At 54.5% G+C, this 13,462-nt stretch carries 10 protein-coding genes and 1 pseudogene; 8 read left to right on the forward strand and 3 right to left on the reverse strand.

Annotation, left to right across the window (positions count from 1 at the left end; translation table 11 throughout):
• The coding region (locus tag ABX962_RS15870) for a 4-hydroxythreonine-4-phosphate dehydrogenase PdxA (protein WP_372721044.1) at positions 1–104 on the forward strand (104 nt) is incomplete at its 5' end.
• A 71-nt stretch (positions 105–175) separates the two neighbouring features.
• Positions 176–1,837, forward strand: a complete 1,662-nt coding sequence (locus ABX962_RS15875; protein WP_372721035.1) for a DUF6798 domain-containing protein — start codon at positions 176–178, stop codon at positions 1,835–1,837.
• A gap of 25 nt (positions 1,838–1,862) precedes the next feature.
• On the opposite strand, the gene ABX962_RS15880 is transcribed toward ABX962_RS15875, so the two are convergent.
• Positions 1,863–2,411: a hypothetical protein gene (locus tag ABX962_RS15880; protein ID WP_372721036.1), complete on the reverse strand. Its 549-nt coding sequence runs from the start codon at positions 2,409–2,411 to the stop codon at positions 1,863–1,865.
• A 389-nt stretch (positions 2,412–2,800) separates the two neighbouring features.
• On the opposite strand from ABX962_RS15880, the gene ABX962_RS15885 reads away from it, so the two are divergent.
• The 4 genes from ABX962_RS15885 to ABX962_RS15900 all read left to right on the forward strand — a co-directional run bounded on the left by ABX962_RS15885 (position 2,801) and on the right by ABX962_RS15900 (position 8,687).
• Positions 2,801–5,560 carry a hypothetical protein gene (locus tag ABX962_RS15885; protein WP_372721037.1) on the forward strand — a complete coding sequence of 920 codons (2,760 nt, stop codon included), beginning with the start codon at positions 2,801–2,803 and terminating at the stop codon, positions 5,558–5,560.
• A 154-nt stretch (positions 5,561–5,714) separates the two neighbouring features.
• Complete coding sequence (locus tag ABX962_RS15890; protein ID WP_372721038.1) at positions 5,715–6,284, forward strand: hypothetical protein; 570 nt, start codon at positions 5,715–5,717, stop codon at positions 6,282–6,284.
• 163 nt (positions 6,285–6,447) lie between these two features.
• Positions 6,448–7,866: a TMEM43 family protein gene (locus ABX962_RS15895; RefSeq protein WP_372721039.1), complete on the forward strand. Its 1,419-nt coding sequence runs from the start codon at positions 6,448–6,450 to the stop codon at positions 7,864–7,866.
• A gap of 263 nt (positions 7,867–8,129) precedes the next feature.
• Positions 8,130–8,687: a GNAT family N-acetyltransferase gene (locus tag ABX962_RS15900; RefSeq protein ID WP_372721040.1), complete on the forward strand. Its 558-nt coding sequence runs from the start codon at positions 8,130–8,132 to the stop codon at positions 8,685–8,687.
• Here ABX962_RS15900 and ABX962_RS15905 read toward each other — a convergent pair.
• Together ABX962_RS15905 and ABX962_RS15910 are read right to left on the reverse strand one after the other, a co-directional pair.
• Positions 8,657–9,592 (reverse strand): N-acetylglucosamine-6-phosphate deacetylase, encoded by a 936-nt coding sequence (locus tag ABX962_RS15905; protein WP_372721041.1) that lies wholly within the window; start codon positions 9,590–9,592, stop codon positions 8,657–8,659. The two genes, ABX962_RS15900 and ABX962_RS15905, sit on opposite strands and share 31 nt — an antisense overlap.
• Positions 9,589–10,356 (reverse strand): glucosamine-6-phosphate deaminase, encoded by a 768-nt coding sequence (locus tag ABX962_RS15910; protein WP_372721042.1) that lies wholly within the window; start codon positions 10,354–10,356, stop codon positions 9,589–9,591. Before ABX962_RS15910 ends, ABX962_RS15905 begins: the two co-directional genes overlap by 4 nt.
• A gap of 225 nt (positions 10,357–10,581) precedes the next feature.
• Here ABX962_RS15910 and ABX962_RS15915 point away from each other — a divergent pair, with 225 nt between their 5' ends.
• Both ABX962_RS15915 and ABX962_RS15920 read left to right on the forward strand, forming a co-directional pair.
• Positions 10,582–11,919 carry an NRAMP family divalent metal transporter gene (locus ABX962_RS15915; protein WP_372721043.1) on the forward strand — a complete coding sequence of 446 codons (1,338 nt, stop codon included), beginning with the start codon at positions 10,582–10,584 and terminating at the stop codon, positions 11,917–11,919.
• Positions 11,920–12,205: 286 nt separating this feature from the next.
• Positions 12,206–13,462: pseudogene (locus ABX962_RS15920) on the forward strand (alpha-2-macroglobulin); the annotation flags it as partial.

The following is a 13,462-nucleotide window of genomic DNA, read 5'->3' on the forward strand; positions in this document are numbered from 1 at the left end:
GTGTCGACCACGGCACCGCAATGGATTTGGCCTGGAAAGGGGTCGCCAATCACGCCAGTATGATGTCGGCGATCCGCATGGCTGCCGATCTTTGTAGCCGCTAGAAGTTTGAAGCCGCTTGAAGAACGCGAAGGATTCTGTTTTTGTATCACCTGATTTTGAGGTAGCGGATTTCATGCCAGAGGATGACGAGTCGGCGAGTCAGGAGACTTCGGCAGCGGAACAACCGATCCCGCACCCGCTAGCGGTCAAGGGCCAGCGGTCGATGGGGTGGGCAGCACTCGAAGTGATCGCGGTGGTCGCGCTGTTCTTTATCTACGCCGCCGACGCGCCGCCGATGGTGAACGAAGCTCACTATTTAGTAAAAGCAAAAAATTTCTGGCAGCCCGATTGGTGTGCCAACGATTTGTTCACGGCGTCGGGCAAGGCACACACGACGTTCTATGTTGTGTTTGGGTGGCCGACGCTATTCCTGTCGCTTGAGGCCACCGCGTGGATCGGCCGCTTTGTCGGTTGGACCTTGATTGCCATCGGGCTGTATCGACTCACCACGACACTCGTTCCGATGCGGTTTGCCACGCTCGGGGTCGCGATCGCTTGGATCGCCGCAGTCGAGTACGGCAATCTCGCAGGCGAATGGGTGATCGGCGGTATCGAAGCCAAGGTGCCTGCGTACGGATTTGTCTTGTTGGCGCTCGCCGAACTGGTTCACCGCCGATGGAATCGTGTCTGGATATTGCTCGGCATCGCCTCAGCATTCCATGTGCTCTCGGGCGGTTGGTCGGTCGTCGCAGTGGCGATTGCGTGGCTGATCAGCGAACGACCTCGCGAGCACCGCAAACCGTTTTTCACTCCGGCGTTGTTTCTCGGTGGCGCGATCGCGTTGATCGGCGTCTTGCCGGCGCTATGGTTGACGATGGGTGGCGACGCAGCAGACTCGGTTCGAGCGGCGCGGATCTACACCTACTATCGGTTGCCGCATCATTTATTGCCGTCAAACTTTCAGTTCCACTGGTATGTTCGGCACGCAGTGTTGCTCGGCAGCGCAGTCGCGATTGCCTGGATCACGCGTCATCAAAGTGAACGTGAGCAATGGAATCGTATTCGTGGGTTTGCAATCGGAGCGATCACGATTGCGGTGATCGGTTTGATGCTGGGAAGCTTAAAGACTTACTCGCCCGATTTGGCGGCAAAACTGTTGCGGTACTACTGGTTTCGGCTGTCCGACGCCGTGGTCGCCCTTTGGTTCTCGCTGTTGCTGATGCGTTGTATTTCGCAGCGGCACGAGGCAAAGTCGATGTTCATCTCAGGCTACGCAGGATTAGCGATTTGTGTGGTCTTGGTGGGGATCAGTAGTTTCGACCGCATGCGACTGGGAGTACCGCCGTCGGCAAGCAATGCCACGTTGGGCTGGGACGTCGACGCACCGCCTGCGAAACAACAACGGGTGTTTGAGGATTGGTTAAAGGTATGTGATTGGGTTCGTCTGGCGACCGATGTGGACGAAGTCTTCTTGACGCCACGTCATCAACAAAGTTTTAAATGGTACGCTGAGCGAGCGGAGGTGGTGAACTGGAAAGACGTGCCTCAGGACTCAAAAAGCTTGGACCAGTGGTACAAGCGTTTCCGAGAAGTCTACCCGGTCCGGCTGAGCACGATTCGGGTCACGATTCACTATCAATCGTTGATCGAGTACCGCGAAAAGTATGGCGTGAATTACATTGTCGTGGATCGACGAATCACAGGCCAGCATATGCCATTGGTCCGCGTCTATCCGCTCGCAGAAAACGAGAACCAAACCTATGCGGTTTACGAACTGCCGTACGCGATGCCATGAAAATGTTCATTGCGATCGTGCTTGCCTACGTTACCGGCTCGATCACTTCAAAGAACCGCTTGCGAGGTCGCCCCACAAATCGAAACCAGCCTCTCCGCCGACGACGGATCGATTTCCAAAACCGTCGCACAATTAAGTTCATCAATTCCTGATCGGACAATCGGTCAAAGGCCATGTTGCGAACAATCCGTTCTTCTTCGTTGAGCGTGATCTCCTTGCTCTTCTCGAGCAATTTGGACCGACGGTCGCTATCACACATCGATTTTGTGAGAATATTCAGCATATCCTCACGACTTAATCTCTGCAGCAAAAGCAAACCGATTTCCTCTTGGTCTGCGCTAAGTCTGGTGTCGCTACGCTCGCGAATCGTCCGCAAAATTTGAACGAAGTTGACCATCAGAAATACTCCCATCCAAGACGCCGGAGCAAACATCGCTTCCGCTTGGCAGCAGAAGAAGATGATGCCAAAAATCAGTCCAGCGCAGGTCAAGACGCGAAGCCAGAGGATGTCTCTGCACAAGTACGAGCCGAGATAAAACGCGTTGGCGATATGGATACAGTTATCCACGGTCATAATCGATTCTCAAATAAATCCTGTTGCAAACTCTGCGAGTGGTCGACGTCCCGACACTCTGATCTCTATTCGGCCAACCTGTTGTTCAAACCAGCTCGTTCAACGGCCTAGCTCGGTCGACGGCGTCACCCAATTGCACTGGCAGCCTTCCACCCGAGATGAGGCACGCAGTTTGCATACCCCGTGCCATTGCAACTTGACGCCCTATCTGTCCCAAACAACGCTGTCCGCAATCGATGCCATACCCGAAGACCAGAGTCTTTTTCGCGTTCGTTTTTCTCGTCAGTGTCATTGGCACTGCTCTCTTTTACGATCGACTCGCTGCCCGCCAACCGCCCCCTTTAAGTTCGTCGACGATCGGAGATCATGCGGCGGGCAGGGCAAACGAAGTGGGGCAGAAACGAGATCCGAATGGAGACGAGTTTGGCAGAACGGCGGACCTGCCCTTGCCGAGCACGCTGACGGTCAATGAATACGAACAACAACTCTTCTCGTTTCTAGCGGGACGCCAGTACATCCAGCTCAATTGGCGAAAAGACAAATCGGTGCGTGACACAGGTCCCTTTATTGACGGAGTGTATTACGGAACGCACCCCGCGGTTCGCGTCTTCTACTCGCCCGGAATTATTCGCTGGCTGCGGAGTGATCGTGTCGGTCCGATCCCCGATGGCGAGATGATTATCAAAGAACAGTATCCACCGCCCGCGATCCAGCATCACGGAAAGTCCGAAGATCAATTACGAGCCTCGCTTGAATCGTGGACGGTAATGGTGAAGGACAGCTCCGGTTCTCACGACGGTTGGTTCTGGAGCAACCCTGGCTCCGACGCAAAGCCTTTTGACTATCACGCTAACAATCAACAACCCTATTCAGGGTTTGGACTTTACTGCGTGCGGTGCCATGCGTCGACGCAATCTCCTACCGCAGAGTCTCCTGAATCAATTGACAATGAATTCACCTTTGCCTCGCTCCGCAACATCGAGGGTTTCCCAGGCGAACCGATCCTTTTTCGCGTTGACGATTCATGGAGGAAAGAAACGGATAAAGAAGCCGCCTCGGCAACACCTGACAACGAGAAAAAAGAACGTTCCAGAACGCCGAGCGAGGAATTCTTGAGGTTATTCGCTGCCATTGAAACGATCGATGTCGCGACGGCCCCATGCTTGCCTTCCTCGAGTCACGATGCATTGCCCGCGACCCGGGATGAAATTCGTGACTTTGTGACTTCGAATCAGTGCATGAACTGTCACGCTGGACTCACCGGCCCGTTGGGCCCGGTCGGGTTCGTTCCTACCGATGACAGTAACACGACCTACGGCGGGGAAGGTGTGAATGTTTCACCCTATGGTGAGTGGCGATGGACTCCGATGGGATTGGCTGGTCGCGACCCTGTTTTTTATGCACAAGTCGAAAGTGAGATTGCACTGATTCGCCAGCAGTTTGGTGAGGGCGACGAAGCGAAGTCACTTTCAGAAACGCTCGTCGATACCTGCCTGCGGTGTCATGGAGCGATGGGGCACTTGCAGACAAGTCACTCAGGTGATCCACGTGGTAAACTTACTCTGGATGACGTGCATGCAAAATCGGAAACTGGCGCACTGATTCGTGAAGGTGTTAGTTGTATGGTTTGCCACCGGATGCAACCGCTGCCTCAATCCGATGATGACGACCGTCCCTACCTCGCCCATTTTTTAGAAACGTCGATCACGGGAAACGTACACCTCGGACCACCCAGCGAAATCTACGGGCCGTACCCAGACGACCAGCTTGCGGGCTATGCGATGCAGCACGCGATCGGGATCAAACCCAAACACAGCGATTACATCAAACAATCTCAGCTATGCGGCACATGCCACACGGTGTCTCTGCCGACCATTGATCATCCCTTGGTCGCGGGCGAGATCGAGCGTGAAGATGTACAATTGGTGAAGAGTGAGTCGGTGCCCGAGTTTAAAAAGTTTCACCATCATGTTGAACAGGCGACCTATCTGGAATGGCTGAACAGTCAATTCAACAACGAAACCAATCCAGACGCACCCCACGGGCAATCTTGCCAACAGTGCCACATGCACGATCGCACGTTCGCAGCCGAGACGGGCAACGAAGATAAACGGATTCAAACTCGCATCGCGGCCATTCAGGACGCGTCGTACCCCGACGCCGAGAATCTTGCGAAACATGATGATTTACGTATACGTGTCCGCGAGGATTATCGGCGGCACGGCTTTGCCGGACTGAACGTGTGGCTGTTAGAGTACTTCAAGCAATTCGATGACGTGTTGGGCGTCAAGAAAACGGATTACATGACGGGGTCAAATCGTGGCGCCGATCAGGCGATTGCGGGGATGGTCCGGATGGCCCAACAGCAAACCGCCGCCTTAAAGGTGGATGCCGCCGCAACCGCGATCGATGGAAAGCAAACGATCGAAGCGAAAGTTCACGTCACCAATTTGGCTGGACATCGATTTCCTACCGGCGTCGGTTTTCGCCGCGCTTTCATCGAGTTTGTCGTCCTCGAAAACGCGGGCTTAGCGGACGAACGAATCGTCTGGGCTTCGGGACGGACCAACAAGCTCGGTGTAATTTTGGACGAAAACGGCGAACCGCTCGAGACGGAATTTTTTGACAAACAGGATCCCGACCAATTGTTCCAACCACACCACCGGGTGATCAATTCGCCGCGTCAGGTGCAGATTTACGAAACGCTGTTAAAAGACAATGCCAATCGGTTCACGACCAGTTTCGTCCGAGGCTGCTCGACCGTGAAGGACAATCGATTGCTTCCCAAAGGTTGGTCCGCCGACGGACCAGGGCACGGGCTCAGCGGTGCATATTTGACCGCGACGCAGCCAGGACCAGTCGCCTCGGGTGACGAGGACTTTATCGACGGAACGGGCAGTGACACCACTCTCTACCAAATCGCGGTTCCCAACGACGTGCAGACGAGTCGACTCTCCGTGAAAGCGACCCTCTACTATCAGGCAACGCCACCCTACTATCTGGACAATCTGTTCAAGACAGCCCCCGAGGGCAATGCAACCCGGCTGCTACATGCAATCGCGAGTCGCGTCGACCTGGAAAACTCGGCCATCTCGGACTGGAAGCTTCCGATCGCCGAAGCGACGGCCGCGATTACCATCTCGCAGTGAATCGCTCGTAGCGACCTGTTTTTTAAGTAGAAGCCGATCTTAGAGAGGAAATTGATTTCTTGGCAGCGTGGTTCGACTAAACTGTCTGCTCCGATATAACGGGTATCGGCACAGGAAACTTAGTTGGAACGATGGCTTAATGAGGAACGCCCCAGTGAATCGGATGATTGGTTGTTTACTGCTTTGCATGATCTCAGCCCCTTTATTTGCGGAGGATTGGGATCCCAATGACAATACTTTTGATCCCAATCTTCAATCGGTCGTGATCGGCGATCGATCATGGATTGGTGATCCCTCGCCGTTCGTTCATATCGGATCTTCACAAACCGGCTACACCTACGTGAACGCGACGAATTATGCGGGCATGGATCCGGCCGTACAAATCTCATTGATGGTGCCGCTGAAGCCTGGTGAAACGGTGCCCTCGGCTGGCGGGATGCTGATGCTGGACAAGAGCCAAACCGAAGCGTTCGTGAAAGCTTTGACGGACAAGATCACGACGCCACCGACGGATAAACAAAAACGATGGCCCATCAAAACATCGCTCCAAGGAGCGGACTGGGCGTTAACCGACGCGACTATTGAACAGCAGCGATTCCTTCAATGGGAAAACAAGACCAAGGACAAGGTGGACACCTATCGTTTCACCATCAACGCGACGAAGAAATTGATTGGAGCAATCCAACATTCGCTTGGTAAACTCGAATCGAAGTCGGACCAATAGCCCGACGAGTATCCGCAGCCAGTGCGTTGCATTCTCATTTGACTATCTTGCTGACAAACGTGCACGCTGCTTCAAAATGTTGCGTTACGTGTCCCTTCTCACGTCCCCTGTGCTCCGGAGGGTCATCTGACGATTCTGACGCAACATTCACGGTCCCCCGGCGGTGTCTATTTCGAGTATCATCTCGGATCCTGGGTCGCATGTTCGCGATAAGTCCAGCGGACTCGGCAGCGGCCCTTCGTCTTTTTTCTCACCCATTGGATGCGGAAGCGGTTGCATGGTTACCGAAGTCACTCACGAATCTTGGTTTAGCCGAATCGTCGGGTCGATCAAGGGAATTGTCATCGGTGGATTGCTGTTTCTAATTTCGTTTCCGCTGCTGTTCTGGAACGAAGGACGCGCCGTTCGTACCGCCAAAGGTTTGAAGGAAGGTGCCGGAGCGGTGGTCCGTGTGAATGCGGATGCTCCCGATGCTGCAAACGAGGGCCATTTCATTCATGTCAGCGGTAAAGCCCATTCGTCCGAGCGTTTAACCGACGATGCGTTCGCCATCACGCTGGAGGGCATTCGGCTGCACCGACACGTCGAAATGTACCAATGGGATGAAGACGAGGATCGTAAAACAAAAAAGAAACTCGGCGGTGGAACGACAACCACAACAACCTACAGCTACGAAAAACGCTGGTCCGACCACCTGATTGATTCCGCGGACTTTAAAGAGTCAGGGCACAACAATCCGTCACAAATGCCTTTTCAAAACCACGTCGCCCAAGCAAAAGACGTGGTCTTGGGCGGTTTTCGACTGTCGCATTCACTGGTGAACCAAATCGATCTCTCGGAGCCTTTGTCATTCGCGAAAGAGGCATTGCCTGAATCGATCCGCAAACACTCGGTGCTGCGAAACGATGGCCCTAACGGCTCGCCCCGGTTGTATTGGTCCGCTAATCCGAAGCACGCTTCCCTTCCATCGGTCGAGTCGGTTGCTGCGGATGCGAATGATCAAACCGACGAACCCGAGGAGACTGATTCCAATGCGGGCGAGGTGGCCTCGCAGGACGACAACTTCACAACCGACGCCCCGCAAATCGGCGACGTGCGAATTTGGTTTAGCAAGACACCGAACACCGAAGTCAGTGTGATGGCGAAACAGTTTGGTGAAACGTTTGAGCCGTATAGGACTCAGGCGGGCACCGAACTGAATATGCTGGCGTTGGGCGTGGTCAGCCCCGCAGCGATGATCGCCCGCGCCGAAGCCGACAATGTCATTCTGACTTGGATTCTGCGTGGGGCCGGCGTGATCATGATGTTCTTTGGTGTGATGATGGGAATGAAACCCCTCGCAGCCTTGGGGGACGTGATCCCGTTGTTCGGCAGCATCGTTGCGTTCGGAACCACGATTGTTGCGGCAGGTATCGCGATCAGTCTGTCGCTGGTGACCATCGCCACCGCGTGGATCGTCTATCGACCGCTGCTGGGGATCGGCTTGATTGTCGTAGCGATCGCGATCATTGCGTTTTTGGTGACACGATCGAAACGAAAACCCGAAGTGCTCGCTCCGGGCGTGTTTGAAGTCGTCGAGTAGCTGTGGCGTTCGCTACGACAGGCATGACATGCTTTGCCCGCAAAGACCGAAGCAGCCGCAGAGTTTCAAGCTGTGGAAAACAATTTACGGTGGGACTGCGAAAACAGCCAGCTTGCAGCGTGCTAGGCTTGTTCAAAGTTGTTAGGCTAAAAAGAGTGGGACACGCCTACGAAGCAGGCTTGCAAGCCAAAGGCAGTGTCCTCAATCAGGGCGGTGTCCCCGATCAAGGCGTCTGGACAGCCAATGTTGCTGGGTAAAACACGATGGGATTAACGTACTTCAAGCGATTTCGGATGGAGTTTGATCTCACCGGACCGATGATGGACAAAGCAGTCACGCCATCGGGGTACGAATTGGTTCCTTTTTCGGACGAATTGCTTCGTGATCACGCGACGGCGAAATACCGCAGTTTCCGCGAAGAGCTTGATGCCAACGTTTTCCCCTGCCTGGCTCGGCGTGACGGATGTCTGAGTTTGATGCGAGAGATTACCGGTCGCATCAGCTTTGTTCCCGAGGCGACTTGGTTGGTCCATTACCGGCCAACTCGGTCCACTCGCGCCGAACCCGTCGGCACCATCCAAGGGTTGCAGCTCGAAGGCTGGGGCGCAATCCAAAATGTTGGTGTTTCACCCGAGCATCGCGGCCGTGGGCTCGGTTCGATCCTGCTGGCTCGTGCCGCCCGCGGATTTCGTGCCGCAGGGTTAACGCAAATGCATCTGGAAGTGACGACCGACAACACCGCTGCGGTTCGCCTGTACGAACGGCTGGGATTCCGCCGCGCCCAAGTGGTTTACAAGGCGGCTGAAGTCGCTGGCGTGTAACCGAGCAACCGTTTCGGATTGTCTCGCATCCAAGCGTTGATCTCCGTTTCGGTTGCCCCAAGATCACGAATCAGAATCTCGCGCATTCTCGGAAGCGTGGTGGCACAACCGGCAAAGTGTGTCCGGCACTCGGCCCAGGCGGCGCCAACATCGTCGACGTAGACCGTTTGTCCAGCCAATTGGTATTCGCCCGGCCCAAGTCCCGCAGCGACAATCGCGTCGCTGACGATCACCACATTTTCACTTGGCATGCACCGCAGGTAGTTTCGCAGTGCAAACGTCGGAACGTGATGTCCGTCGGCGACAAAGCTGATCATCAAGCGATCCGAGCGACTCAATACACGCTGAATAATATTGTCATGCCGATGCAATTGGCTCGGACATCCGTTGCCCAAATGCGTGTACAACCCCAGCCCAGCATCGATACATCGGTCCAGCTCGACCACCGATGCATCGCTATGCCCTGCGGCCACCACCACGTTACGGTTCCGCAAAAATTGCGTCACTGCGGCGCCGGAATCCATTTCGGGTGCAAGTGTAACGAGCCGTACATGTCCGTTGCCCGCATCCAGCAATCGCTCGGCGGCGTCCGCCGTGGCAAGCTGAACGGCCGCCTTGGGATGCGCACCGACAAAGCCGTCCACAGGGCTGATAAACGGGCCTTCGACATGAATCCCCGCGATCTGTTTGCGAATTTCGGGGACCGATTCAATCCAATCGGCGATGCGAGTGATTCGCGAAACCATTTGGTCCATCGGCGCCGTGATGATGGTCGCCAACGTTTGCTCGACTCCATCACATGCCAATTCGGTACATGCTGCGACCAAGTCGGCTTCGCTCAATTCGTCGGAATTAAAGTCAACTCCTGCATAACCGTTGACTTGCAAGTCGATAAAGCCGCTCACGTGACCGGCTCCAATTCATTTCGCGTTTCATCGGACAACTGACTTGCCGAAGCTTTGTCGATGATCAGCGTCGTGCCCTCGTGTTGCTTCAAAATACTGGCAGGCACCATCGGATTGATTCCGCCTTGCAATGTTTGTCGAACCGCGTTGGCTTTCTGAGTATCGGGAACGCTACAAAAAATCCGTTTTGCTTTCAGGATTTGTTGCACCGACATGCTGATCGCTTCGGTCGGCACGTCGCTGAGCGAGGCGAACCATCCTTCGCCCACTTGTTGCATGCGGCATGCTTCGTCGAGTTTGACGATCAAGTAGGGATCCGTGGTATCGAAGTCGGCTGGCGGATCGTTGAAAGCAAGGTGCGCGTTTTCGCCGATGCCGACCAAGGCCAGGTCGATGGTGGTGTTTTGCAGTGCCGAACCGATCGTGGCAATCGTTTGCTTGGGGTCTTGGTCACCATACAGAAAGTTGAATTTAGAAATCGGCACGTGGTCGACAAAACGTTCTTTCAGATAGCGACAGAACGAGGCGGGGTGGTCGGCGGACAAGCCAATGTATTCGTCCAGATGAAAACCGGTAACCGCGCCCCAGTCGATGCCGGGCTGTTTGACCAGTTCGCCCAGCACTTCGAATTGGGACGCCCCCGTGGCGATCACAATCGTGGCGTGTCCCTGTTGTTGGATCGCGGTTCGGATCACTTCGGCTGCATGTTTGGCGACCCAGTGGCCCATGGCGGTTCGATCAGCGGCTAGAATCGTACGCATCATCACTCTAACGTTAAGGTGGGATCGGAGCGCTCAGGAAGATCCCCTGAGCGTCTGCGTGGTGGAAATACCGGCTGTGGAAATGCCGGTCGTAAAAATAATAGTGAAGATCAACAGATTTAGGGCTGCGAAACGCTGGTGGCCCCAAATCTCTATAGAGATTGACTATAACATGTTGCTGCAGGCCAGAAGGACTGGCTGATTTTTTTGTACTTTTGGTAAACGATTGTGGTAGATCATAGCGAAACAAACACGGCTGTTGCGAGTGATGACTCAATTTCTGCATCGCCGCCGAAAAATTGGTTCAGTTGGTTCACCCGAGTCGGGCCGGCGATTGTCGTGGCAGCCGTGGTGTTGGGCCCCGGCAGCATTGTCAGTGCCAGCCGGGTGGGGTGTGAATATGGACTCGATTTGCTGTGGGTGGTGCCGTTTGCCGGGTTGCTGATGATCGGCATGACGATGGGCTCGATGATGATTGGGGTCTGTAACCAAAAGACGCTCTGCCAGAGTGTCGCGGACACATTTGGTCGGCCTGCGGCGTGGATCGTGGGCGGGTCGCTGATGATTGCGATCACGCTTTTCCAAGCTTCCAATAACAACGCGATGCTGATGGCGGCCGGAGGCTTTGTCGGCCCCTCGACGCTGGATGATCTCAGCCCGCTAGCGAAAACATCGCTATTGTTCTTGGTCAATCTCTTAATTATCGCGATCGTCGTTTTAGGACGCCATGATCTGTACCGTTTGGTGGAACGGATGATGGCGGTGTTGGTCGGCATGATGGTGGTCGCATTCGGACTAAGCATGATCGCATCACAGCCATCGATCAGCGAGATCGGTATGGGATTGATTCCGAAGCTTGCCTCCGGCGGCGACGCAAGCGCATCGGGTGGTACCGCGGCGGCTGTGTCATGGCTCAGTATCGGAGCGATGATTGCGACAACATTCTCGGTCGCGGGAGCGTTTTACCAGTCTTACCAAGTCAAAGAGAAAGGGTGGACGCAAGCAGATTTGCGAGTCGGACTGGTCGACAGTTTTGTCGGCATCGCCTCGCTCGCACTGATCACCGGAATGATTTTCATTACTGCCGCCACCGCACTGCATGGCGTGATCCCGCCGAGTGAATTAACCGACGCCAGCATGGTGGCGATGTCGCTTGAACCGCTGTTTGGCACATGGGCCAAGATCGTCTTCTCGCTGGGAATTTTTGCCGGGGCGGCAAGCTCGTTTCTTGTCAATGCGTTGATTGGTGGCGTGGTCTTTTGTGACGCCATCGGACTGAGCAGCAAAATGTCCTCGGCAAGCGTTCGCACCTCGACGATCGCAGCCCTATTGTTGGGTTGGTTGGTCGCCAGCACTGTGACGATCACGGGGATTAACTTGGTCAGCTTTATTGTGATCGCCCAAGCGTTGACCGTGCTCTGTTTCCCGATCCTTGCGATCGTGATCGTGTGGCAGTTACAAAAGCTTACCGTTCGAGTTCCGATCGCCATCAAAGTTCTGTGCTGGTTTGGGCTCGTCGTCGTGATCGCGCTATCGATCCGCACACTGTGGGGGCTGCTGTCGTAGCGAGTGGGGGGCGATCCGAGGAGGCCGCATTGGGAATCGTATCTGCAGTACGGATTCCCATCTTTTTGTCACTCGCGTGGATATTTTCTGCGCGGGCTGCGTCTAACACGTTCGCGGCAAATTGCGATCGCAATCGGGGACTGAAAAAGCCGTCGGACATGCCCCCGGTGGCGGGTGCCGCGATGCCAAAGATTTAAAAATTTTTCCGGCTAATAAAACGGCCTGATGTTCGTTAACATCAGACTGACGCACCTTCTCTAGCCACCCCCAACGCGCGAGTTCCCTCTTGTCTTACCGCATCTCTAACTTTCAAAAGTTCGGTTTTGCCAGCGTTTTTGTGCTGTTATGTGCCACTTGGTTGTGGGCTGCCGAGCCCACCGATCCAAGCTGGACCGAGGTTCAAAATGCCATCAATCAGGGGCTGCCCAAAACCGCCGTGGAAAAGCTGGAACCGATTATCAAGAAAGCCAAATCCGCCAAAAATTACGACGAGGCGATTAAGGCGATCGGGATGAAAATTTCGCTCGAAGGCACGATCCAAGGCAATCGGCCGGAAGAGAAAATTGCTCGGATGCAAGCCGAGATCGAGCAGTCACCTGCGGAAATGCAGCCGATGATGCAGGCGATCATCGCCCATTGGTACTGGCATTATTTTCAGCAAAATCGCTGGCGGTTCATGCAGCGGACGCAAACCGATGCCCCAGTCAGTGATGACATCAACACGTGGGATTTGCCGCGAATTTTGGAAGTCACCGCGAAACAATTTGACAAAGCACTCGAAAATACCGAAGTGCTGCAAAACACGGCGATCACCCAATACGACGAATTGATCGAAGCAGGAACGGCGCCAGACGACTATCGCCCCACGCTTTGGGATTTCCTGGTCCACGAAGCTCTCGAGTTTTACTCGTCCGCAGAACAAGCCGGTGCACGCAGCGAAGATGCATTTGATCTGCGAGCCGACAGCCCGGTATTTGCAGTGGCCCAAGATTTTGAAAACTGGACCCCCACGACCGAGGACACCGATTCGCCAAAGTTAAAAGCGATCCAGTTGTATCAACAACTCTTGAAATTTCACCGCGACGACGACGATCGATCGGCTTTCATTGATGCCGACCTGCACCGGCTCGAATTCGCCTACAACCACGCCTTTGGCGAAGAGAAAGCGGCTCGCTACAAATCGGCACTGAAACGGTTTGCCGACGAGCATGCGTCGCATGTGATCTCGGCTCGCGCGTTACATAATCTGGCGGCCGTTTTGCATAGTGAAAACGAATTTGTCAAAGCCAAAGAAATCGCAGAGCAAGGCTTGGCTCGGCATCCCAACAGTGTTGGTGGTAACCGCTGCTACAACTTGATCAAACAGATCGAAGCTCCCTCGGCCTCGATCACGACCGAACGTGTATGGAACGCCCCCTGGCCGACCGTCGATGTTCGCTACCGCAACGTCGAAAAAGTGTACTTTCGACTTGTGACGTTTGATTTCGACGAATTCGTGAATTCAGATCGTTACCAACCGATGCAATTAAATCGTGCTCAGCAA

The organism is Novipirellula sp. (assembly GCF_041583735.1).
Classification (GTDB): Bacteria; Planctomycetota; Planctomycetia; order Pirellulales; family Pirellulaceae; genus Novipirellula.